The sequence below is a fragment of the Mycetocola sp. CAN_C7 genome, from assembly GCF_015752285.1.
GTDB lineage: Bacteria > Actinomycetota > Actinomycetes > Actinomycetales > Microbacteriaceae > Mycetocola_A.
On sequence record NZ_JADOUY010000002.1, the window covers coordinates 219,147 to 242,004 of the forward strand.

25 protein-coding genes are annotated in these 22,858 nt (G+C 64.7%); 11 read left to right on the plus strand and 14 right to left on the minus strand.

The genetic code is table 11. The features are described from left to right. Positions 1–36: 36 nt before the first annotated feature. Complete coding sequence (locus tag IWX78_RS04705) at positions 37–885, plus strand: Sir2 family NAD-dependent protein deacetylase (protein ID WP_442929209.1); 849 nt, start codon at positions 37–39, stop codon at positions 883–885. A gap of 14 nt (positions 886–899) precedes the next feature. Here IWX78_RS04705 and IWX78_RS04710 read toward each other — a convergent pair whose 3' ends face one another. Together IWX78_RS04710 and IWX78_RS04715 are read right to left on the minus strand one after the other, a co-directional pair. After that, the gene (locus IWX78_RS04710) at positions 900–1,460 is read right to left on the minus strand and encodes a hypothetical protein (RefSeq protein ID WP_196832301.1); all 561 of its coding nucleotides are present in this window, start codon (positions 1,458–1,460) and stop codon (positions 900–902) included. A gap of 23 nt (positions 1,461–1,483) precedes the next feature. Further along, complete coding sequence (locus tag IWX78_RS04715) at positions 1,484–2,380, minus strand: alpha/beta fold hydrolase (RefSeq protein ID WP_196832302.1); 897 nt, start codon at positions 2,378–2,380, stop codon at positions 1,484–1,486. 116 nt (positions 2,381–2,496) lie between these two features. On the opposite strand from IWX78_RS04715, the gene treS reads away from it, so the two are divergent. Together treS and IWX78_RS04725 are read left to right on the plus strand one after the other, a co-directional pair. Beyond that, positions 2,497–4,245, plus strand: a complete 1,749-nt coding sequence (treS, locus tag IWX78_RS04720; protein ID WP_196832303.1) for a maltose alpha-D-glucosyltransferase — start codon at positions 2,497–2,499, stop codon at positions 4,243–4,245. After that, complete coding sequence (locus IWX78_RS04725; RefSeq protein ID WP_442929210.1) at positions 4,242–4,985, plus strand: exonuclease domain-containing protein; 744 nt, start codon at positions 4,242–4,244, stop codon at positions 4,983–4,985. Before treS ends, IWX78_RS04725 begins: the two co-directional genes overlap by 4 nt. Positions 4,986–5,086: 101 nt before the next feature. Here IWX78_RS04725 and IWX78_RS04730 read toward each other — a convergent pair whose 3' ends face one another. Continuing rightward, positions 5,087–5,656, minus strand: a complete 570-nt coding sequence (locus tag IWX78_RS04730) for a dihydrofolate reductase family protein (RefSeq protein ID WP_196832304.1) — start codon at positions 5,654–5,656, stop codon at positions 5,087–5,089. Positions 5,657–5,727: 71 nt separating this feature from the next. Between IWX78_RS04730 and IWX78_RS04735 the strand changes: the two genes are divergently transcribed. Beyond that, positions 5,728–6,294, plus strand: a complete 567-nt coding sequence (locus IWX78_RS04735; protein ID WP_196832305.1) for a TetR/AcrR family transcriptional regulator — start codon at positions 5,728–5,730, stop codon at positions 6,292–6,294. A gap of 121 nt (positions 6,295–6,415) precedes the next feature. Continuing rightward, on the plus strand, positions 6,416–7,906 hold the full coding sequence (locus IWX78_RS04740; protein WP_196832306.1) for an HNH endonuclease signature motif containing protein: 1,491 nt from the start codon (positions 6,416–6,418) through the stop codon (positions 7,904–7,906). 106 nt (positions 7,907–8,012) lie between these two features. On the opposite strand, the gene IWX78_RS04745 is transcribed toward IWX78_RS04740, so the two are convergent. From IWX78_RS04745 to glgA, 3 genes are all read right to left on the minus strand, one after another. After that, on the minus strand, positions 8,013–8,264 hold the full coding sequence (locus IWX78_RS04745) for a type B 50S ribosomal protein L31 (protein ID WP_196832307.1): 252 nt from the start codon (positions 8,262–8,264) through the stop codon (positions 8,013–8,015). Between the two features lie 113 nt (positions 8,265–8,377). Continuing rightward, positions 8,378–9,160, minus strand: a complete 783-nt coding sequence (locus IWX78_RS04750; RefSeq protein WP_196832308.1) for an ABC transporter ATP-binding protein — start codon at positions 9,158–9,160, stop codon at positions 8,378–8,380. A gap of 49 nt (positions 9,161–9,209) precedes the next feature. Next, a complete protein-coding gene (gene glgA, locus IWX78_RS04755) occupies positions 9,210–10,397 on the minus strand; it encodes a glycogen synthase (RefSeq protein WP_196832309.1) in 1,188 nt (395 codons plus the stop codon). A gap of 46 nt (positions 10,398–10,443) precedes the next feature. Here glgA and IWX78_RS04760 point away from each other — a divergent pair, with 46 nt between their 5' ends. Further along, on the plus strand, positions 10,444–11,688 hold the full coding sequence (locus tag IWX78_RS04760; protein WP_196832310.1) for a glucose-1-phosphate adenylyltransferase: 1,245 nt from the start codon (positions 10,444–10,446) through the stop codon (positions 11,686–11,688). Next, positions 11,685–12,356 carry a phosphoserine phosphatase SerB gene (gene serB / locus IWX78_RS04765; protein ID WP_196832311.1) on the plus strand — a complete coding sequence of 224 codons (672 nt, stop codon included), beginning with the start codon at positions 11,685–11,687 and terminating at the stop codon, positions 12,354–12,356. The genes IWX78_RS04760 and serB overlap by 4 nt, the downstream gene beginning before the upstream one ends. A gap of 22 nt (positions 12,357–12,378) precedes the next feature. On the opposite strand, the gene fabG is transcribed toward serB, so the two are convergent. After that, positions 12,379–13,101 carry a 3-oxoacyl-ACP reductase FabG gene (gene fabG, locus IWX78_RS04770; protein WP_196832312.1) on the minus strand — a complete coding sequence of 241 codons (723 nt, stop codon included), beginning with the start codon at positions 13,099–13,101 and terminating at the stop codon, positions 12,379–12,381. A 101-nt stretch (positions 13,102–13,202) separates the two neighbouring features. Here fabG and IWX78_RS04775 point away from each other — a divergent pair, with 101 nt between their 5' ends. The 3 genes from IWX78_RS04775 to IWX78_RS04785 are packed head-to-tail and all read left to right on the plus strand — an operon-like array spanning position 13,203 to position 14,586. After that, positions 13,203–13,514, plus strand: coding sequence for a DUF3099 domain-containing protein (locus tag IWX78_RS04775; RefSeq protein ID WP_196832313.1), 312 nt, complete (start codon positions 13,203–13,205; stop codon positions 13,512–13,514). Next, positions 13,511–13,735 (plus strand): hypothetical protein, encoded by a 225-nt coding sequence (locus IWX78_RS04780; RefSeq protein ID WP_196832314.1) that lies wholly within the window; start codon positions 13,511–13,513, stop codon positions 13,733–13,735. Before IWX78_RS04775 ends, IWX78_RS04780 begins: the two co-directional genes overlap by 4 nt. Then, on the plus strand, positions 13,732–14,586 hold the full coding sequence (locus tag IWX78_RS04785; protein ID WP_196832315.1) for an SURF1 family cytochrome oxidase biogenesis protein: 855 nt from the start codon (positions 13,732–13,734) through the stop codon (positions 14,584–14,586). The genes IWX78_RS04780 and IWX78_RS04785 overlap by 4 nt, the downstream gene beginning before the upstream one ends. Before the next feature lie 11 nt (positions 14,587–14,597). On the opposite strand, the gene IWX78_RS04790 is transcribed toward IWX78_RS04785, so the two are convergent. From IWX78_RS04790 to sufB, 7 genes are all read right to left on the minus strand, one after another. Then, positions 14,598–16,196 carry an ABC-F family ATP-binding cassette domain-containing protein gene (locus IWX78_RS04790; RefSeq protein ID WP_196832316.1) on the minus strand — a complete coding sequence of 533 codons (1,599 nt, stop codon included), beginning with the start codon at positions 16,194–16,196 and terminating at the stop codon, positions 14,598–14,600. 112 nt (positions 16,197–16,308) lie between these two features. Further along, on the minus strand, positions 16,309–17,472 hold the full coding sequence (locus IWX78_RS04795) for a MalY/PatB family protein (protein WP_196832317.1): 1,164 nt from the start codon (positions 17,470–17,472) through the stop codon (positions 16,309–16,311). A 39-nt stretch (positions 17,473–17,511) separates the two neighbouring features. Further along, a complete protein-coding gene (locus tag IWX78_RS04800) occupies positions 17,512–17,841 on the minus strand; it encodes a metal-sulfur cluster assembly factor (RefSeq protein ID WP_196832318.1) in 330 nt (109 codons plus the stop codon). 9 nt (positions 17,842–17,850) lie between these two features. Further along, complete coding sequence (sufC, locus tag IWX78_RS04805) at positions 17,851–18,618, minus strand: Fe-S cluster assembly ATPase SufC (protein ID WP_196832319.1); 768 nt, start codon at positions 18,616–18,618, stop codon at positions 17,851–17,853. 3 nt (positions 18,619–18,621) lie between these two features. Further along, positions 18,622–18,945 (minus strand): non-heme iron oxygenase ferredoxin subunit, encoded by a 324-nt coding sequence (locus IWX78_RS04810; protein WP_196832320.1) that lies wholly within the window; start codon positions 18,943–18,945, stop codon positions 18,622–18,624. Further along, complete coding sequence (gene sufD, locus IWX78_RS04815) at positions 18,938–20,161, minus strand: Fe-S cluster assembly protein SufD (RefSeq protein WP_196832321.1); 1,224 nt, start codon at positions 20,159–20,161, stop codon at positions 18,938–18,940. Before sufD ends, IWX78_RS04810 begins: the two co-directional genes overlap by 8 nt. Further along, positions 20,162–21,580, minus strand: a complete 1,419-nt coding sequence (gene sufB / locus IWX78_RS04820; protein ID WP_196832322.1) for a Fe-S cluster assembly protein SufB — start codon at positions 21,578–21,580, stop codon at positions 20,162–20,164. Positions 21,581–21,851: 271 nt separating this feature from the next. On the opposite strand from sufB, the gene IWX78_RS04825 reads away from it, so the two are divergent. Then, the gene (locus IWX78_RS04825; protein ID WP_334684566.1) at positions 21,852–22,844 is read left to right on the plus strand and encodes a COX15/CtaA family protein; all 993 of its coding nucleotides are present in this window, start codon (positions 21,852–21,854) and stop codon (positions 22,842–22,844) included. The last annotated feature ends 14 nt before the right edge of the window (positions 22,845–22,858 follow it).

The following is a 22,858-nucleotide window of genomic DNA, read 5'->3' on the forward strand; positions in this document are numbered from 1 at the left end:
TTCACCCTCGTGACAGTCGCGGGTTTCGGAGGCAGCATGACCATGATCGCGGGATCGACCCCTGAGCTCGACGAACAAGGGCTCGATGCAGCCTACGCCGTCCTCCGGGGCGGCACGTTCGCCGTGCTGACCGGTGCCGGTGTGAGCACCGATTCCGGCATCCCCGACTACCGGGGAGCTGGAGCACCGAAGCGCACCCCGATGACGGTTTCCCAGTTCCTGCTCAATGACGCGTCGCGCCGGCGATACTGGGCCGGCAGTCACCTTGGCTGGGCGATGTTCGACGCTGCACGGCCCAACTCAGGCCACCGGATGCTCGCCACCCTGGAAGACCACGGGCTGGTCAACGGCGTCGTGACGCAGAACGTCGATGGACTGCACGTGCGCGCCGGGTCGAAACGGGTCGTCGATCTGCACGGGTCGATGGACCGCGTGCACTGCCTGGACTGCGGCCAGACCTTCGCCCGGGCGAGCATCGCGTCAAGGATCGACCGGGAGAACCCATGGCTCTCGAACCCGGACGCTGTCACCCTCAACCCGGACGGCGACGCCGAAGTCGCTCGCGTCGACGACTTCATCCCGCCGGTCTGCTCCGTCTGCGGAGGTCATCTCAAGCCCGATGTCGTGTTTTTCGGGGAGTTCGTCCCGACAGACAAGTTCGCAGAAGCGAGGGATCTGATCGCGACCGCTGACGCCCTCGTCATCGCCGGTTCGTCGCTTGTCGTGAACTCCGGCATCCGTCTTCTCGAGCACGCCCGCCGCAACAAGCTCCCGATCGTGATCATCAACCGTGGCGCGACGAAGGGCGATTCACGGGCGACAGTCAAACTCGACTCCGGAGCGTCTGAGACCCTCGCCGCGCTCGCGGAACGACTGCTCGACTGAGCGACCGGTTCGGGTTATCGGCGACCGGCCTCTGTCGTCGTCCAGACCGACTCGATGACGCGGTCGAGCTGAGCGACGGTCTCGCGCCAGGTCTCAGCTGACACGCTTGCCGCGTCCTCGGCGTGCAGGGCGATGACCGGCTGGTCGGCGACGCTGTCACCGAGCAACGCCCGCTGCTGGGCACCGGAGACACCGACCATCACGTCGACGGAACGCATCATCCACGCCCGGGTGAAGCGGCGCCGCCACGGCCACACGGCCAACCGGGTCGCGAGACTCGCGCCCTTCGGTACGTGAGGTGTTCCTCCTGCCGTGATCAGTCCGAAGCGGCGACCGATTCCTGACAGGCCGGGTGCCGGCGAGAAGACGACGTCGGCCCCGATCGAGTTGAGTCTGCGTCCGGTCGTCAGCTCGGCAGGGCTGGTCGGTGATGGCAGAAGTTCCCACGGCAGGTCGGGCAGCAGGTCGAGTGCTGTCGACGGCCCGACGATCATCACGAACGGACGCCGCTCGGCGAGAGCACCCACGATTCCGCGCGTCATCCGGCTGAGCTGATCATCGGGATCGGCGGTCACCCAGCGACAATCCACGAGGAGTTTCACTCGGGCTCCTCGGCGAGGAATGCCCGGATGAGGTCGGCGGCTGGACCGGGGACCTCGTAGTGGATGAGGTGTCCGACGTCTGGAAGGATCTCGAGGGTGGCGTCGGGGAAGGCGTCGACGAGACGGTGCTGGGCGTCGACGGGCGTGATGTCGTCGCGGTCAGCGGCGATCAGCAGGGTCCGGTCGACGACGCGTGCGGCGAACTCGCTGACGTCGTTGCCGACGGATGCCCGGAAGGCTTCGAGTACGACGGCGCGGTTGCCGAACGCGCTGAAGTAGAGGTCGTGCTGGTTGTGGATCCATCGACGCAGGTCCCTGTTTCTGGTCTTCGCCATGGTCTCGCTCATCACGCGGACGATGATGCGGTTGCGCAGAAGCGCGAATCCGAGTGGCTCGGGCAGCCACGCCCCCATCTGGTAGTAGAAGACGGCGAGGCGTGTGAGGATGCCGCGTGGCCCGGCGAGGGCAGGAGCGGCGATCGGGTTGACCAGGATCACCCGCGGTGCGCGGAGCGCTGTTCGAGCCAGCGACGCCGACACGATGATCGAACCGAACGAGTGGCCGAGGATCACCGGGGCAACAGGCAGGTCGATGGCGGCGACGAACGAGTTCAACCAGGCACCGTAACCGTCGATGTCGTGGGTGCCGGGAAGCGGCTCGGATTCGCCGAAACCGGGCAGGTCAGGGCTGAGGATATGGAAACCCTCGAGGTGCGCAACGACGGGTTCGAGCCCGTGGTGGTCACCGCGGAATCCGTGGACCATCACCAGAGTGGGCCGGTCGGACGGCGTGCCGTATTCCCAGTAGCTGGTGAGGCTTCCGCCGACGGAGATGGAGCGACGGGCGACCGGGATGCGATCGAGGCGCGCGGCGTACGGTGAACGAACTGTCATGGGGAATTCCAGTTTAGGCTTTTCGCTCGCGGGAACCGAACCATCCCGCCTTTAGACTGCCTACACTCCCACGCGGGGACACACGCCCCGCGCCCCCGAAACGGAATCGGTTCCCCGTGACATTCACCGCTCCCATTCAACTTCCCGGACTCGCCCGAGACCCGTTGTGGTATCGCCGGGCGATCTTCTACGAGGTCATGGTGCGGGCGTACGTCGACAGCAACGGCGACGGAGCTGGTGACCTGCAGGGGCTGACCTCGCGGCTGGATTATCTGCAATGGCTCGGTGTCGACGCTCTCTGGCTCCCCCCGTTCTTCACGTCGCCGCTGCGAGACGGTGGCTACGACGTCTCCGACTACCGGTCGATCCTTCCGGAGTTCGGCACCGTCGACGAGTTCAAGGACCTCGTTACCAAGGCGCACGAACGCAACATGCGCATCATCATCGACCTCCCGCTCAACCACACTTCCGACCAGCACGAGTGGTTCCAGGAATCCCGTGAGGATCCGGACGGGCCGTACGGGGACTTCTATGTCTGGAGCGACACCGACGAGAAGTGGCCGGACATCCGGATCATCTTCACCGACACCGAGGACTCCAACTGGGCTTTCGACCCGGTTCGGCGACAGTTCTTCTTCCATCGTTTCTTCTCGCACCAGCCCGACCTCAACTTCGAGAACCCGGCCGTCCACGACGCCATGTTCGACGTCATCCGGTTCTGGCTCGACATGGGAGTCGACGGCTTCCGGCTCGATGCGATCCCTTACCTGTACGAATCGGACGAGGGCAATGGTGAAGGCGAACCGAAGACGCACGCCTTCATCAAGACGCTCCGTGCCATGGTCGATCTGGAGTATCCCGGCCGCGTGATGATCGCCGAAGCCAACCAGTGGCCCCGCGAGGTCGCCGCTTTCTTCGGCACAGACGAGGAACCCGAATGCCACATGGCCTTCGACTTCCCGGTCATGCCCCGCATCTTCTATTCATTGAGGTCGCAGCAGGCTGAGGAACTGGTCCGGATGCTCTCCGAAACGACGGATATTCCCGCCTGGGCCGGGTGGGCCGTCTTCCTGCGCAACCACGACGAACTCACTCTCGAGATGGTGAGCGAGGAATACCGGCAGGCGATGTACGGCTGGTACGCATACGATCCACGGATGCGCGCGAACATCGGGATCCGTCGCCGTCTCGCTCCCCTGCTCGACAATTCCCGGGCCGAACTCGAACTCGCCCACGCGTTGCTGTTCTCGCTGCCGGGGAGCCCATTCATCTATTACGGCGATGAGATCGGCATGGGCGACAACATCTGGCTCGCCGACCGTGACGCGTCTCGCACGCCGATGCAGTGGACGCCTGACCGCAATGCCGGATTCTCTTCGGCAGATCCAGGCAAGCTGTACCTGCCGGTAGTGCAGTCGCTCGTCTACAACTACACCCTCGTCAACGTCGAGTCCCAGCTGGCCCAGTCCCGGTCGCTCCTGCACTGGGTTCGCAACGTCATCCACGTGCGCAAGGGGCACCCGGCTTTCGGGCTCGGGAGCATCGACGTGGTGTCGAACGATCACGAATCGGTTCTGAGTTTCGTCCGACGGTACGAGGGAACCGGTGGCCATGTCGGCGGTCACATCGGCGACGAAAAGGAAGAGATCCTCTGCGTCTTCAGCTTCTCGCACCACCCGATCGCGACGACGGTCGTGGCGCCTGACCTGGCCGGATGTCGACTCTTCGACCTTTTCGGTGGAGGAGAGTTCCCGTCTTTCGACGAGCACGGGTCCGTGACCCTCACCATCGCGACCCAGAGTTTCTATTGGCTGCACGTGGCGAGACCGGACGACTCGCCGTTCTCGCAGAGGCGCCACTCGTGAGCGACGACATGTCGGTGGTGCGCCATACCGTTGCCCCCGTGGAGATAACAACCGTCGCTCAGTGGGCCGAGACCCTCGCCGTCTTCGACCTCGAGACAACCGGGATAGACGTCGTGACGAGCCGGATCGTGAGTGCGAACGTCAGTCTCCTCGACGGCCGGGGTGACGTTGTCCGCCGCAGCGACTGGCTGGCAGACCCCGGGGTTCCCATCCCTGAGCAGGCGACCGCTGTCCACGGCATCACCACCGAACGTGCGCGTGCTGAAGGACGCCCGGCCCCTCTCGTGGTCGCCGAGATCGTCGCAGCGCTGCGGAGTTACTTTGATGCGGGCATCCCCGTCGTGGTCTACAACGCGCCATACGACCTCTCCCTGCTGTTCCACGAGGCCGAACGCCACCGCGTGGCGCCGCTGGTGAATCCGTTCCCGGTAATCGACCCCCTGGTCATCGACAAAGCCGTCGACCGCTACCGCAAGGGCAAGCGCACGCTCGTGGCCGCTGCCTTCCACTACGGCGTCGAGCTCACGGACGCCCATGACGCCGGTGCGGATGCCATAGCCGCCGGGCGAGTCGCCCAGGCGATCGCTCGCACCCATTCCCGTGCCCTCGACGTCGACGCCATCGAACTGCACCGCCTCCAGGAGAGCTGGTGCGAGGACCAGGCCGTGAGCTTCCAGGACTACATGCGCCGCAACCGTGACGCCACTTTCGTGGCGTCAACCGGGTGGCCGGTGCGCTGACCGCATACGGCCGTGACCGTGTCTGCGCTGACCTGACGGGAAGGCAACTGCGAGGAGACGTTTTCGAGGTCAAGCGTCAGCGGGTCGCGCGTCGGGCGGCGTTAGTCGCTGAATACGTGCTCTTCGACGATGACGCCCGACCGGAACGAGCGCGAAACCGTCAGCACGAGTGCTCGCGGTTCGTAGGGTGCGTTGCCGAAAAGTGGGATTCCTGAGCCGAAAGCGAAAGGATTCCTTTTCAGCACCAGGCGGTCGATCTCCGGCAGCAGCGCACCCGCGAGTTCTCCCCCACCGCAGAGCCAAATGTCGAGCCCGTTTTCCTTCTTCAGATCACGGACCGTAGACAACGGATCGTTCGTCATGGTGATTGACGAGTCGAGGTCGCGAATATGTCGGCTCGCAACGAACTGGCGCAGGTGGGGGTATGGACTGGTGATGCCGATCTCCAGCGCGGGGATGAGGGTGTTCCACCCCATGATGACCGTGTCGAATTGTGTTCGCGGTGGCTCGATGCCGAGGCCGGACAGGGTGTGCCCAGGAAGTGCGTCAGCGTACTCACCAAAGATCACTGACGCGTGATCGCCTTCGGCGCGGAACGCGTCGAATCCGCCGCCTGGTTCGGCAATGTAACCGTCGAGACTGACGGCCACGTAGTAAACAAGTTCGCGCATACTGACTCCAATCACGACATTTGTCGTAGTTAGAGTACAACAGGCGTCGTGGTTCGGGTAGCATCGTGTCCATGGTTCGCAACGACGATCGACGTTCAGCGCTTGCCGACGCAGGTATTCGCGTTCTTGCGGAGGAGGGCGCTCGTGGCCTCACTCACCGTGCTGTCGATGCCGCCGCAGGCACCCCGAGGGGAACCGCCTCTAATTATTTTGCGACTCGCGACGCCCTGATCACCGCGTTGGTCGATCGGATCGAAGAGAGACTCGCCCCCAACCCAGACACCGTCGCGCCGCCTCTCGGGCGCGCACCGGACCGTGCCCTGTTCGCCGAGTATCTGCGCGACGTCGTTCGGCGGCTCAGCGCAGACCCGCATGTGTCGCTCGCGCTGTTCGAGCTAAGGCTCGAAGCATCGCGGCGCCCAAGCGTTGCAGAAACACTCGGGGCGTGGAGGCGGCGAGCATTCGAAGACGATGTCGCCTTCAACTCGAGCGCTGGCCTTCCCGGAGGGCGAATCGAGCTGGCCTTGTTCCACTATGCAATTGACGGAATCATGCTTGACCGTCTCACAACTCCCATCGACGACAACCTGTCGATCGACACTGTCGTGGACGAGTTCGTCACCCGACTCCTCCGCTGAGACAGTCGTCGACCGTCCAGCATTAAACGTTGACACCTCCGGCCAGCACAAGTCAGTCACTCCCATTGGCGGGTCCGATCTGTCGAGGTCGGATGTCGGTGGTCCCCGAGAAAATAGGGGCATGCAAGAGCTCCTTGATCCACCGCAGGATGCAGACGACGACGTCGATCCGGCACTCGCTGTGATGTTCGACGACGGTCCGATCGAACCGCCATTGAGCTCAGCGCGGGCGAATGCTGTCAGCGCTCTCGTTGACGAAGTCGCTGCTTCGGATCGCGACCAGGCGAAGCTCATGGCCTGGCAGGTGGAACGGATCGATGAGGCCAGGCGACTCGCCGAGATCACCGAACACGGCGTACTCACGTTCGGGTCGACGCTCACAGAATCCCAGCGCCGCGAGATGGCACGCAGGTCCCTGATCGCGGAACTCGCCTGCGCGTTGCGGATGCCTGAGGCGACGGTGAGAGGAATGCTCGCAGACAGTGAGGCCCTGATGAGCCGGTTGCCTGCAACGATGGACGCGCTTCGGGGCGGTGAGATTTCGTACCGGCACGCCCGGGTGATCGTCGACCAGATTTCCACCCTCAACCCCGATGCGGCGTCGGCTCTTGAACAACAGGCCCTGCCGTTCGCGAAGGCTCTGACCGTGCCGCAGTTCACGTCGAAGGCACGGCTGCTCCGCGAGCGCCTGGACGAGGAGTCAATCGCCGCACGCGTCGCGAAATCAGCGAAGGACCGCCGACTCGACTTCGAACCTGCTGCCGACGGTATGGCGTGGTTGAGTCTCTACACGACCGCCCCGGAGGCGTCGTCGATCTTCACGGCCATTCGTGACCGGGCGGATGTCTTGCGCAAGAAACCAGGTGAAGAGCGAACCCTGCCGCAACTCAGCGTCGATGTCTGTGCCGATGCGCTGGCGGCGGCTCTGTCTGGCGATCTCCTCAGTGGCCTCACTGGCCCCACTGACCCCACTGACCTCACTGACCCCGCTCCACAGGCTGAGATCAGCCCGTCGATCGGTTCAGGCTTTGCATTCAGCCGGATCCGCCCCACCGTCGTCGTAACCGTGCCGGCGCTGACGCTCCTCGGCTGGGGTGACCAACCCGCCACCCTCGATGGCTACGGTCCCATCGACGCGAAGACCGCCCGACTCCTCGCCGGTCAGGCCGCAACCTGGAACCGGATGCTGACCGATCCGAAGACGGGTGCTCCGATCGCCCTCGATTCCACGACATATCGACCGAGCAAGGCGATGCGGCGCTACCTTCGTTATGTCGACGGAACGTGCCGGTTCCCTGGGTGTCGTCGTGCCGCTCGTCATTGCGATCTCGACCATACGAAAGATCACCAATTCGGCGGAGCGACCCAGTGCGAGAACCTGTCGCACCTCTGTCCGAAACATCACCGGCTGAAACATCAGACCATCTGGCGGGCGGAACAACTCAGCGCCGGCGCGCTGCGCTGGACCTCACCAGGAGGACGGACGTACGTCACACAGCCAGACATTATTCTGTCGGTGCCAGGCCCTCCCCGGGAGAAGCAGACGTCGCCACCGCAGCAGTCGCAGCAGTCTCAGCCGAATGGCTGCGTGGACGATACTCCCCCGTTCTGACGCTCCCCTTCGTTCCTCGGTCATCCCGCTCCCGCCAGCGCACTCCCGCATACAACAAAAGACCCGCGGTCCGAGGACCGCGGGTCTTTCTGAAAAGTGTTGGTGCTTACGCGCCGAAACCCTTGAAGCGCTGGTTGAACTTCTCGACGCGTCCGGCCGAGTCCATGATGCGCTGCTTGCCCGTGTAGAACGGGTGCGACTCAGACGAGATCTCGACGTCGATCACGGGGTAGACGTTTCCGTCTTCCCATTCCATCGTCTTGGAGCTGGTCACCGTGGAGCGGGTGAGGAACGTTGCGCCCGACGCGAGGTCGCGGAAAACGATCGGGTTGTAGTCGGGGTGGATGTCAGTCTTCATGAGGACTTCCTTGCAAGTCGTTGGGTGTGTGTCAGTCTCGTGCGCACCGGCGGTGCGGTAAGAAAGTGTGCGGCCCATCGGGGCCAGCTACCTACTTTATCAGATGAGCGCCGCTACTCGGCACGCGCACTGTATCGGCCGTCGCGTTCGGTCAGCTCGATCGGCAATCCAAAGGTCGCCGTGAGCGTGTCGCTTGTCAGGGCTTCGGCGATCGGCCCTGAAGCGACGACCTTGCCGTCGGCAAGGAGCAATGCATGGGTGAAGCCGGACGGGATCTCTTCCACGTGATGAGTGACCATGACGATCGCCGGTGAATCCTCCGAACGGGCGTACCCGCCGAGGAGCGCGACGAGCTCTTCCCTTGCTCCCAGGTCGAGGCTTGCCGCGGGCTCGTCGAGAAGCAACAGTTCGGGGTCGGTCATCACCGAACGGGCGATCTGCACCCGCTTCTGCTCGCCGTCACTGAGAGTCCCGAAGCGGCGATCGGACAGGTCTTCGAGACGCCACTCGGCGAGGACGCGCTTCGCACGTTTCACGTCGATGTCTTCGTAGTCCTCGTTCCAGCGCCCGGTGACCGAGTACGCCGCGGTCATGACGACGTTGAGCACGGTCTCCTCGAACGGAACCCGGCGGGCCATCGCCGTCGACGCGATTCCGATTCGCGGACGCAGTTCGAAGACATCCACTTTGCCGAGTTCGGAGTCGAGGATCGTGACCTGCCCGCTGCTCGGATGCATCAGCGTGGACGACAGCTGAAGGATTGTGGTCTTGCCGGCCCCGTTGGGGCCAAGCACCACCCAACGCTGGTCGTCCTCGACCGTCCACGACACTGAATCCACGATCGCACGACCATTGCGCACGACCGATACGTCACTCAACTGCAAAACGCTCGACATGCTTCAAGCCTATCCGTCCCGGGGCCCTGGTCGTGTCGTGGCTCGCCCGTCAGCGGGCGAGGACAGACCGATACAGGTCGATGGTCTCCCGGCCGATCCGTGACCAGCTGAACTCGCGTTCTGCACGGTCGCGACCCGCGACCCCCATCGCCCTGGCGGCATCCGGATCGGACACCACAGCGGTGAGGGTTGAAGCCAGTTCGGCGACGAAGCGATCAGGGTCGACCGGCGTTCCGGTGCCGTCAGTGACCTGTTCGATCGGCACAAGCCGACCGGTGACGCCGTCGTCGACGACCTCGGGGATGCCTCCCGTCGCGGTGCCGACCACAGCGGCGCCGCAGGCCATGGCCTCGAGATTCACGATGCCGAGCGGTTCGTACACAGACGGGCACACGAAGGTCGTCGCGGCGGTGAGTACGGCGCAGAGCTCACGGCGGGGCAGCAGCCGGTCGATCCAGACGACTCCCGAGCGTTCCTTCTGGAGTTCACGGACGCCTGCCTCGACCTCCGCCATGATCTCGGGAGTGTCCGGCGCACCGGCGCAGAGCACGAGCTGAACGTCCTTCGGCAGCAGGGACGCTGCTCGAAGCAGGTACGGCAGCCCCTTCTGCCGGGTGATCCGCCCGACGAAGACGACACTGGGGCGATCGGGGTCGATCCCGAGGGAGCGCACGAGTTCGTCGTCGTGCACCGGCTGCCACGCAGCGAGGTCGATGCCGTTGTAGATGGTGTGTACCCGCGACTCATCCAGTGCAGGGTAGCTGCGGAGGATGTCGCGCCGCATCCCGTTGCTCACCGCGATCACGGCATCCGCTGCCTCGAATGCGGTCTTCTCGATCCAGCTCGACACGCGGTACCCGCCGCCGAGCTGTTCGGCTTTCCACGGACGCAGCGGCTCGAGGCTGTGCGCCGACACGATGTGCGGGATGCCGTGGAGCAGCTTCGCCAGATGTCCGGCACCGTTGGCGTACCAGGTGTGCGAGTGCACCAGGTCGGCGCCCTCCGCGTCCTGCGCCATCAGCAGGTCGGTTCCCAGCGTCGTCAGTGCACCATTGGCGCGAGCGAGTTCCTCAGGTACCCGGTACGCGAAAGTATCGGCCTCTCCCCGGTCGGCACCGAAACAGCGCACGGTGACATCGATCTCGCCGCGCATCGCCGACACCAGCTCTGCCACGTGCACACCGGCCCCGCCGTAGATTTCTGGTGGGTATTCCCGGGTAAGAAGATCAACTCGCATGACACGAACGCTAGTACAGGTATGGGGTTGCCTCTAGTGTTGTGGCATGGTCGCATCGAAGAAGATCTTTGGCATTGTCCTCGCAGGCGGAGAAGGCAAACGCCTGATGCCACTCACAGCAGACAGGGCAAAACCGGCCGTGCCGTTTGCCGGCCAGTACCGGCTCATCGACTTCGCCCTGTCGAATCTGATCAACTCCGGGCTCACCCAGATCGTCGTGTTGACGCAGTACAAATCGCACAGCCTCGACCGCCACGTGTCGCAGACCTGGCGCCTCTCCGGCCTGCTCAATTCGTACGTCGCATCCGTCCCGGCCCAGCAGCGCCTGGGCAAGCGCTGGTTCTCCGGCTCCGCCGACGCGATCCTGCAGAGCCTCAACCTGATCCGCGATGAGAAGCCCGACATCGTCGTGGTCGTCGGCGCCGACCACGTCTACCGCATGGACTTCCGCGAGATGATTCAGGCCCACATCGACTCGGGTCGTGGAGCGACGGTCGCGGCCATCCGGCAGCCGATCGAACTCAGCGACCAATTCGGTGTCATCGAACTCGACCCGGCCGACCCGACGAAGATCTCCGAGTTCCTCGAGAAGCCGATCAACGCGCAGGGCCTCGCTGACGCTCCCCACGAGGTTCTCGCCTCGATGGGTAATTACGTGTTCAACACCGACGCCCTGATCGACGCGGTCACCCGCGACGGTGAACTGACCGATTCCAACCACGACATGGGTGGAGACATCGTCCCCGACTTCGTGGCGCGCGGAGACGCCGGCGTGTACGACCTCAAACGCAACGACGTTCCAGGTTCGACCGACCGCGACCGCTACTACTGGCGGGATGTCGGAACGATCGACTCGTTCTTCGAAGCGCACCAGGACCTGATTTCGACCCTTCCGATCTTCAACCTGTACAACAGCGAATGGCCGATCTTCAGCCAGCAGCTCAACTCTCCGCCGGCCAAGTTCGTGCGTGACGCCAGGGGCAACCTCGGAACGACCATCGACTCGATTGTGTCGCTCGGGTCGCTCATCTCTGGTGCACACATCGAGCGCAGCGTGCTCGGCGCCTGGTCCAAAATCGAATCGGGAGCGCAGGTCGTTGACTCGGTCCTCTTCGACCGGGTGATGGTCGAGCCGGATGCCACGGTGAAGCGGGCGATCCTCGATAAGGACGTGGTCGTGGAATCCGGCGCATCGATCGGTGTCGACCACGACCGCGACCGTGCACGCGGCTTCACGGTCACCGCGTCAGGGCTCACCGTCGTCGGCAAGGGCGTGCGCGTCTCCCGATGAGTTCCCAGCACTCGCCGGCGCGCTCAGCGCCGGCCCGGTTCCTCGTCGTGCTCGACGCCGATTCCACCCTCATCGAGAACGAGGTGATCGAGCTGCTCGCGGAGGAAGCCGGTTCGCTCGCCCTCGTCGCCGATGTCACCGAGCGCGCGATGCGCGGTGAACTCGATTTCGCCGACAGCCTCCGTGAGCGCGTCGCGACCCTGGCCGGGCTGCCGGACTCGGTTTTCACGACCGTCTCCGCGCGCATCGCGCCGACGCGCGGGGTTCGCGACCTTCTCGCGGGGGTGCAGAAGGCAGGCGGCCAGGTCGGTGTCGTCTCCGGCGGCTTCCACGAGCTGCTCGATCCGCTCGGAGCCGATCTCGGTCTCGACGTGTGGCGCGCCAACCGGCTCGAGGTGGTAAACGGCCGGCTGACCGGGGCGGTCACCGGTCCGATCATCGACGCCACGGCGAAAGCATCCGCCCTCCGGGACTGGGCGGCGGACGCCGGGGTTCCGATGTCGAGGACGGTCGCCGTCGGCGACGGCGCCAACGACCTCGAGATGATGGCGGCGGCGGGTCTCAGCGTCGCGTTCAACGCGAAGCCCGCCGTTCGGAAGCGCGCTGACGTCGTCTGCGGCGCGGTCGACCTTTCCGACATCCTCCCGCTGCTCGGCCTGCGCGGCTGACACGCACTCGGCAGGGTCCGGGTCAGTGCCCCATGCCGAGGCCACCGTCGACGGGGATCACGGCGCCCGAGATGTATCCGGCGTCATCGCCGGCCAGCCAGGCAACGGCCTTGGCGACCTCGGCCGGAGTGGCGAAACGGCCGGCGGGAATGCTCTTCTTGTATTCCGCCTGGGTGGCCTCGGCGAGTTCGGCAGTCATGTCCGTCTCGATGAAGCCGGGCGCGACCACGTTCGCGGTGATCCCGCGGCCCCCGAGTTCGCGGGTGATCGAACGTGCCATGCCGACGAGTCCGGCCTTCGACGCCGAGTAGTTGACCTGCCCGGGCCCCCCGTACAGTCCGACGACACTCGAGATCAGCACGATCCGCCCGAAGCGGGCCTTGAGCATCCCCTTCGACGCTCGCTTCACCACACGGAACGCACCACCGAGGTTCGTGTTCACGACGCTGTCGAAGTCCTCGTCCGACATGCGCATCAGGAGTGTATCCTTCGTGATTCCTGCATTGGCGACGACGACCTCGACGGGGCCCAGCTTCTGCTCGATCTCGGTGAACGCCGCGTCGATCGAGGCGGCATCCGTCACGTCGGCACGCACGGTGAGCGTACCTTCCGGGCCCGCGCCCGACCGGGCGGTCACGGCCACCCGGTGCCCGAGCGAGACGAACTCCTCCGCGATGGCGTAACCGATTCCGCGGTTACCTCCGGTGATGAGCACGGTGCGGGGGATGATCTCGATCTGCGGCATGTATCGGCCTTCCGGCGTAGGGGAAATTCCCAGCAGGAGCATCGCTGTCGACAGCGTGCACACCGGGCTGGGCGAACAAAACAAGCGTAGTCTGGGAGGGAATGAAACAGCCATCCATCACCTCCCTGCCGCCGTCACCCGATGCGGAAAGACGCGCGCGTGTGCTCAAGTACTCGATTGCCATGAGCATCAGAGTGCTGTGCCTGTTTCTCATGCTTTTCGCGCAGGGCTGGTGGCTGTTCGTCTTCGCCGCCGGGGCGATTCTGCTGCCGTACGTCGCCGTCGTCCTCGCGAACGTCGGTTCACCGCGTGCCGATACCTCGGTGCTCCGGCCGGACGGCGTCGTCGTGATTCCGCAGCGCCCAGAGCCCACGCAGACGCACGATTCCGAGCCGGATCAGCGAGCCTCATGATCGGACTTTTCCAGGAACCGGAGCAGTTCACCTGTTCGCGGGCCGGGTGCACCGCCGAGGCCGGATGGCGGATCGAGTGGCGCAACCCGAAGATCCACGGCGAAGACCGCGTGAAGGTGTGGCTCGCCTGTGACGAGCACTCCGAATACCTCTCCGCGTTCCTCGCTGCCCGGGACTTTCCCGTCCGGGCCGTTGCTTTGGACGCGGGGGGTGACCGATGAAGAACTGGCGATTCGCGTTCAGCAGACGATGGTTCGGTTACCTCGCCGTCGCCGTCGTGTTCGCATTGGTCTGCGTTCTGTTGTCCAACTGGCAGCTTTCACGGCTCGAGGAAAAGCGGGTCTCGAATTCGCGCGTTATCAACAATTACGACGCGTCGCCAGTGGCCCTGGCGGATGTTCTCGGTGACGTCGACGACTGGAACGACGACGACACGTGGACTCCCGTCGAGATGACCGGGAGCTACCTCGAGGACGACCAGGTTCTCGTTCGGAACCGGCCGCGCAGCGGCCAGCCCGGTTTTGAGGTCCTCACTCCCCTGCAACTCGCCGACGGTTCGGTTTTCATCGTCGACCGCGGATGGTTGCCGACCGGGAACGCGCAGGACCTGCCGGATGCCGTTCCGGCTCCCCCGTCCGGTGAGGTCACCGTGATCGCCCGCCTCAAGGGGGGCGAACCAGCGCTGCCGGGCCGCGGTGCGCCCGACGGTCAAATCGCGACCGTCGAGCTGGCCCAGTTCGCCGAACAATTCGACCAACCGGTGTACACGGGTGCATACGGGCTGCTCGATTCCGAGGATCCCGCTCCGAGCGACTCGCGTCCGTACCCGGCGTTCAAGCCGGAACTCGACGAGGGATCCCACCTGTCCTATGCGTTCCAGTGGCTCGTCTTCGGGCTGCTCGGGTTTGCGTTCCTGGCATACGCGGTCCGCGAAGAGTATCGACACCTCAACGCCGACGACCCCGCCGAGAAGGCGCGCGCGGCAGAACGCGCCCGAAAACGGGCAGCCAGACGCACCGATTCAGACGTCGAAGACGATCTCGTCGATGCGAGCGAGGCCGGCGCCCGCTGACCGACCGGCCGTCAGGCCAGTTCGATCAGTTCGAGGTAGTCCTTGTTCCAGTGGTCCTCGACGCCGTCAGGGAGGATCAGGACCCGCTCCGGGTTGAGTGCCTGGACGGCACCCTCGTCGTGACTGACCAGTACCACTGCGCCCGAGAAATGCGACAAAGCGTCGAGGATCTCGGCGCGGCTGGCCGGATCGAGGTTGTTCGTGGGCTCATCGAGCAGCAGCACATTCGCACCGGAGACGACGATCATGGCGAGGGCCAGACGGGTCTTCTCTCCACCGGACAGCACGCCGGCCGGCTTGTGGGAGTCGTCCCCGGTGAACAGGAACGATCCGAGCACCTTCCTGGCCTCGGTCTCGGTGATGTTCGGCGAACTCGACACCATGTTCTGAAGGACACTGCGCTTGACGTCGAGGGTCTCGTGCTCCTGGGCGAAGTAGCCGATTCGGAGGCCGTGGCCCGGCTCGACCTGCCCGGTGTCTGGTTTGTCGACGCCGGCGAGGATTCGCAGCAAAGTCGTTTTTCCTGCACCGTTCAGTCCGAGGACGACAACCTTCGAGCCACGGTCGATGGCGAGGTCGACGGCGGTGAAGATCTCGAGCGAGCCGTAGCTGCGTGACAGGTTGGACGCCATGAGTGGTGTCCGGCCGCACGGAGCGGGGTCGGGGAAACGCAGTTTGGCGACGCGGTCGACGGCACGCACCTCGTCGAGACCGGAGAGCATTTTCTCGGCACGGGCCACCATCTGGTGGGCGGACGCCGCCTTCGACGCCTTCGCCCCGAATCGCGCCGCCTGGAGTTGCAGCGACGTGGCCTTCTTCTCGACGTTGACACGCTCTTTCTTGCGGCGTTCCTCATCAGCTTCGCGCTGTCGCTGGTAGTTCTTCCAGTTCATGTTGTACACGTCGATGACCTGACGATTGCCGTCGAGGTAGAACACCTTGTTCACGGTTTCCCCCACGAGCTCGACATCGTGGGTGATCACGATGAATCCGCCCGTGTAGGTCTTGAGGAACTCGCGGAGCCAGACGACCGAGTCGGCGTCGAGGTGGTTGGTGGGCTCGTCGAGGATCATGGTCCGTGCGTCGGAGAACAGGATCCTGGCCAGCTCGATCCGTCGGCGCTGACCGCCGGACAGGGTCTTCAGCTGCTGGTCGAGGATCCGGTCGGGGAGATTGAGGTTGCTCGCAATCGACGCGGCCTCCGCTTCGGCCGCGTAGCCGCCGAGCATCTGGAACCGCTCCTCGAGGTTGCCGTACTTCTTCATGGCGGCTTCGCTTGTTGCGGGATCCGTGGAGGCCATACCCATTGTCGCGTCGTGCATGCCGAGCACGAGGCTGCCGAGTCCGCGTGCGTTGAGGATCCGCGTCCTCGCGAGTTCTTCCGGGTCGCCTGACCGTGGGTCCTGGGGCAGGTAGCCCAGCTCGCCTGAGCGCTCGACCTTGCCGTTCGAGGGCAGCAGTTCACCGGCGAGGACCTTCGTCAGCGTGGTCTTGCCTGCGCCGTTCCGGCCGACGAGCCCGATCTTGTCCCCGTCAGAGACTCTGAAGTTGACCTCGTCCATGAGGACGCGCGCCCCGACGCGAATTTCGAGATCGTGCACACTCAGCAAAACGCAGTCCAATTCCTGGGGGCGCGCCAAAACGGCGCATCGAACAATGGGGTCAACCTGACAGTCTACGTTGTCGACGGCTGGGAGCCCGCCGGGTGGGCGGCTCGCCTGTTCACTCCGCAGCAGGACCCGGGGAGATGGCGGCGATCCGGAGGACGGCTTCCTCGAGGAGCTCGGCCGAACAGGCGATGTTCATGCGCGCGTACCCGACACCGAGGTCGCCGAATCCGAGGCCGGAGCTCAGCGCCACCCCTGCCTCACGGAGGATACGCTCGGCCGGGTCGTCTCCCCATCCCCGTCCCCGGAAGTCGAGCCAGACCAGATAGCCGGCGGCCGGCCGGCGCCAGCCCACCTCAGGGAGGTGTGTGCGCAGTAGCTCGTCGAGAAGATCGAGGTTGGAGGCGAGGGCGTCGAGGACGCTGTCGAGCCAGCCCTGACCGTCGGTGTATGCGGCGGTACTCGCGAGCATGCCGAACTGCCCCGTGCGCCAGGTCACCTCGAGGGGCATCCCGGAGAGGATCGCAGCCGGCTCCGCGCCGGTGGCCACCATAACGGCGCACTTGAGGCCGGCGATGTTCCAGGCTTTGCTCGCCGAGTGGATCGCGAACCCCTTGGCCGCGGCAATCTCTGAGGAGGCCAGGTACGGAGTGAACACGGCATCCGGCTGGGTGAGCGGCGCGTGGATCTCGTCACTGATCACCGTGACACCGTGCCGGGCAGCGAGGTCGGCGACACGCGCCAGTTCTGCGGCGGAGTGCGGCGAGCCGAGCGGATTGTGCGGGTTGCAAAGCACGAACGCTGTTGCCTCATCGAAGGCAGCGTCGAGCGCATCGAGATCGAGTCGCAATCCACTTCCGGTGTCGGCCAGAGGGACAGGCAGGGCGGATGCTCCGGCCTCGGTCACCAGGTCGAAGAACGGCGGGTACACGGGCGTCGTGATCACCACACGGTCACCCGGCGACGTCACCCGGCGGAGGATCTCGACGATGCCCATGCTCACGTCAGCCGTCGACAGCAGTGTCGCTGCGGAGAGGTCCCAGTTCCAGCGCCGTGCGGCATAACCGACGAGGGCGGCAGGCAGCGGGTTCGTCGTTGCAACGTATCCGGCGTCTCCACGGTCGATCGCCGCGTGCAGCGCGCGACGGATCGGCTCAGCGAGCGGGTAGTCCATCTCGGCGACGAACATCGGGAGCACGTCGTCGGGGTACTCCGCCCATTTCTCGCTCGTGCGTGAGCGCAGGACGTCGATCGGGTCGACCGAGACGGGGATCGTCATGGTTCGACGATAGCGGCTCGGCCTCCTCGATCGATCGGGTCAGATCGAGAAGCCGAGGGCCCGCATCATGTCGCGGCCGTCGTCGGTGATCTTCTCGGGACCCCACGGCGGCATCCACACCCAGTTGATGCGGAACGCCTCGACGACGCCGTCCAGCGCCTGCGCGGTCTGCTCCTCGAGCACATCGGTGAGCGGGCAGCCGGCGGAAGTCAGCGTCATGTGGATGATGAGCGCGTCGTTCTCCTCATCCCAGCCGAGGTCGTAGATCAGCCCGAGGTCGACGATGTTGATGCCGAGCTCGGGGTCCATGACGTCTTTGAGCGCTTCTTCGACTTCATCGAAGCGCTGAGGGCTCAGTGTTGTCACCATGATCTGATTTTACGCCGTCGTCGCATCATCGGCGAGGAATCGGTCATAGCCTTCGTCTTCCAGACGATCGGCGAGCTCGGGTCCGCCCTGTTCCGCGATCCGGCCGTCGACGAAGACGTGCACGAAGTCCGGCTTGATGTAGCGCAGGATGCGCGTGTAGTGAGTGATGAGAAGGACGCCGAGGTTGGTGGTCTCTTTGGCGCGGTTGACGCCCTCCGAGACGATCTTCAGCGCGTCGACGTCGAGACCGGAGTCGGTCTCATCGAGCACAGCGAACGTGGGCTTCAGCAGCTCGAGCTGGAGGATTTCGTGACGCTTCTTCTCGCCGCCGGAGAAGCCTTCGTTGACGTTGCGCTCGGCGAAGGTCGAGTCCATCCGCAGGTTCTTCATCGAGCTCTTGACGTCCTTGATCCAGTGGCGGATCGGCGGGGCCTCGCCGTCGATGGCGGTCTTCGCCGTGCGCAGGAAGTTGGTCACGGTGACGCCGGGGATCTCGACCGGGTACTGCATGGCCAGGAAAAGGCCGGCGCGCGCACGCTCGTCGACGCTCATCGCGAGGACGTCTGCGCCGTCGAGGGTGATCGATCCTGAGTCGACCGAGTATTTCGGGTGTCCGGCGATCGTGTACGCGAGGGTGGACTTGCCTGAACCGTTCGGTCCCATGATCGCGTGCGTCTCACCCTTGTTGATGGTGAGGTCGACACCGCGCAGGATGGGCTTGGGGCCCTGCTCGGTTTCGACGCTGACGTGCAGGTCGCGGATTTCAAGTACAGCCATGAGCTAAATCTCTTTCGTTACGGTCGGGTCGATGTACACGTCGCCGTCCGCCAGTTCCACAATGTAGACCGGGACGGGTTCGTAGGCGGGCAGCGACTGAGGCTTGCCCGTGAGAAGGGAGAACTGGGAGCCATGCGCCCAGCATTCGAGTGTGTCGCCTTCGACGAAACCTTCGGACAGCGAGATGTCGCCGTGTGTGCAGGTGTCGCCGATGGCGTGGATCTCGTTGTTGCTGTCGAGGACGAGTGCGATCGGCTTGCCGCCGACGACGACACGTTTCGCCTCGTTCAGCTTCAGGTCACCGAGCGCGCAAACGCGTTCAGCCACGGTCGGCGTCCGCTGACAGGCTGGTTCCGTTCAGCTCTTCCTCGATCGCGATTTCGAGGCGCTCCTGCAGTTCGGCGTCACCGATCTGCTGAACGATCTCGGTGAGGAATCCCCGCACGACGAGGCGGCGGGCTTCGTCTTCGCGGATGCCGCGGGCCTGCAGGTAGAACAGCTGCTCGTCGTCGAAGCGGCCGGTGGCGCTCGCGTGCCCGGCGCCGGCGATGTCGCCGGTCTCGATCTCGAGGTTCGGTACCGAATCGGCGCGGGTGCCGTCGGTGAGGACGAGGTTGCGGTTCTGCTCGTAACTGTCGGTCCCGGTCGCGGACTGGCGGATGAGGACATCCCCGATCCAGACCGTGCGAGCTCCTGCGCCCTGCAGTGCGCCCTTGTAGGTGACGCGGCTGCGAGTGTGGGGCGCATCGTGGTCGACGTAGACCTGTTGTTCGAGGTGCTGCCCTGCGTCGGCGAAGTAGAGGCCGAGCGCTTCGACCTCTCCACCAGGCGCGTTGAGGTGCGTCGACGGGTTCACCCGGACGACGCTGCCGCCGAGGGTGACGACGACGTGCTTGATGCGGGCATCGCGGCCGACGGTCGTGAAGTGCGAGGACAGGTGGACCGCGTCGTCGTCCCACTGCTGGACGGTGACGACGGTGAGGTTGGCGCCGTCGCCGACGAGGATCTCGACGTTCTCGGTCAGGCGCGCCTGACCGGTGTTGGCCAGGATGATGAGTCCGGAACTGAAGGGCTTCGCTTCGATCAGCACGTGGGCGGCGCGTGCTGCGTTGCCGAGCACGGAGCGCGTGACGCGTGCGGTCTTCGAGTCTTCGCCTGACACGGTGATGGCGAGTGCCTGGTCGAACCGCGTCCAGGCGTTGGCCGAGGCGCGCTCCTCAGGAGTTCCTGCCGTTCCGATCCGTGCGTCGGTCCGATCGACCCAGCGCACGTCGACACCGTCGACAACAGGCGCGTCGATGTCGTATGCGCTTCCGTCGAGCGGTCCGTCGATGAGATCGGAGATGCGATCGATCGGCGTCAGCTTCCAGACAGCCTCACGACCGGTGACGGCCGGGAAGTCCTCGACGACAGGAGAGGCGAATCGTTCCGAACGGGTCTGGATCGGAACGAGTCCCCATCCACCATCCGTGTGCTTCTTGTAGCCGAGCTGCCCGGTGTTCTCGAGCTTCGTGGTCGCGTGTTCCGGCGGGGAGATCGTCATTTAGCCGACCGATCCTTCCATGCCCATCTCGATGAGCTTGTTGAGTTCCAGTGCGTATTCCATCGGGAGTTCCCGGGCGATCGGCTCGATGAAGCCGCGAACGATCATCGCCATTGCCTCGTCTTCGGGCATGCCACGGCTCATCAGATAGAACAGCTGTTCCTCGCTGACCTTGGAGACGGTGGCCTCGTGACCGAGCTGAACGTCATCCACCCGGATGTCGATCGCCGGGTAGGTGTCGCTGCGTGAGATGGTGTCGACGAGAAGCGCGTCGCAGCGCACGGTGTTGGCGGAGTGGTGCGCGTTGGCATCCACCCGGACCTCGCCCCGGTACCCGGCGCGTCCACCTCCGCGCGCGATCGACTTGGAGACGATCGACGACTGCGTGTACGGCGCCATGTGGATCATCTTCGCGCCGGCGTCCTGGTGCTGACCCGGACCGGCAAAGGCCACAGACAGCGTCTCACCCTTGGCGTGCTCGCCCATAAGGAAGATCGACGGGTACTTCATGGTCACCTTGGAGCCGATGTTGCCGTCGATCCATTCCATGGTCGCGCCTTCGGCTGCCGTGGCACGCTTGGTGACGAGGTTGTAGACGTTGTTCGACCAGTTCTGGATCGTCGTGTATCGCACGCGGGCGTTCTTCTTCACGATGATCTCGACGACCGCGGAGTGCAGGGAGTCCGACTTGTAGATCGGGGCTGTGCAGCCCTCGATGTAGTGCACGTAGCTACCCTCGTCGGCGATGATCAGCGTGCGCTCGAACTGGCCCATGTTCTCGGTGTTGATCCGGAAGTAAGCCTGCAGTGGGATCTCGACGTGGACGCCAGGCGGCACGTAGACGAACGAACCGCCAGACCAGACCGCGGTGTTGAGTGCGGCGAACTTGTTGTCTCCTGCGGGGATGACCGAGCCGAAGTACTCCTCGAAGAACTCCGGGTGCTCCTTGAGAGCAGTGTCGGTGTCCATGAAGATGACGCCCTGGCGCTCGAGGTCTTCGTTGATCTGGTGGTAGACGACCTCGGACTCGTACTGGGCTGCGACGCCGGAGACGAGGCGCTGGCGTTCCGCCTCGGGGATCCCGAGTCGCTCGTAGGTGTTCTTGATGTCATCGGGCAGGTCGTCCCAGGTCTGGGCCTGTTTCTCGGTCGACCGAACGAAGTACTTGATGTTGTCGAAGTCGATCTCGGAGAGGTCTGCTCCCCAGGTCGGCATGGGTTTGCGCTCGAACAGGGCGAGTCCCTTGAGCCGGCGCTGCAACATCCAGTCCGGCTCGGACTTGAGGTTGGAGATGTCTGTGACGACCTCAGGCGACACACCACGACGGGCGGATGCGCCGGCCGTGTCCGAGTCGGCCCAGCCGAATTCGTACTGCCCGAGGCTTGCGAGTTCGGGGCGGTCTATCAGGACGTCTGACATGTCAACCTCTTTCCTTCTCAGCTGCGTAACAGGATTTCTGCGCGACGCATTCCCGCGCACGCCCCACCAACGCGAATTGCTCGGGAGTGTGCAGGCGGCTGATCTGCGTATCTAGAATTGTTCAAGGACGGGGGCCGCGCTGCTCCCGCGCCGTTCGCTGGCGAGTGCCAGAACTGATTGCTTGAACCTTATGATTCTACAGGTTGTGCGGATAAATAGCAGCAGGCCCGATACCAGTCACAGCAACAACACAAGTGAGGATCGCTCCACCGTGAACAACACCGCCGAGGCACCCCGAGGACTCCGGACGCGGATCGTCGAGGCGTTCCGGCGCTTTTGGGCGTGGCTTCCGACCGATGTCGACCGCCGTGTCCGGGTCGTGGCATGGTTGAACCTTGCCGCGCAGACCGTCCTCGTCGGCACGGGAGGCGCCGTGCGCCTGACCGGGTCGGGCCTCGGGTGCCCGACCTGGCCGAAATGCACGGACGAGTCGTTCATCAGCACGCCGGAGATGGGCATCCACGGCGTCATCGAGTTCGGCAACAGGACACTCTTTTTCGTCCTGCAGATCATCGCTATCTTTGCGCTATTGTTCGTGTTGAGGTACCGCGCCAAGCGCAGGGACCTCTTCGTCCTTACCGTGATCCCCGCCTGCAGTGTGCTCCTCCAGGCGGTCGTCGGAGGCATTACCGTGTGGAGCGGGCTGAACCCCTACGTGGTCGGATTCCACTTCGTGATCAGCGTCGCTCTGGTCGTGTTCGCGTCGGTCCTGGTCTTCCGGGTCTACTCCGGAAACGGACCCCGGCTTCGGACGGCGCCAGTCTGGCTGGCCGCAACCACCCACGCTGCGTCGTTCTTCGTCGCTGTGACGATCGTCGTCGGCATCCTCACCACCGGGTCCGGGCCGCACGCCGGCGATGAGGGAGCGGCTCGCAACGGCCTCGACCCCGAGATCCTGCAGCACGTGCACTCGTGGCCGGCGTACATCACGCTCGCCCTCACCGGGCTCATCGTGGCCGCCGCGTGGCTGGTTCCGGTGAAACGCCTGCAGTTGCCCGCTCTCGGCCTTCTCGCCGTCGAGGGGCTGCAGATCGTTGTCGGCGTTGCGCAGGCCAGACTCGGCCTGCCGCCTGTACTCGTCGGACTGCACATGGTCCTCGCCTGTGTGCTGGCTGCCGCGATGACGGTTGTCGTCCTCAACCTCACGTCCCCGGCGGCTGTTCCAGTCGACGCCGAGCCGGTAGAGGCCCTCCAGCCGTCATAGACCTCTCGGCGGGG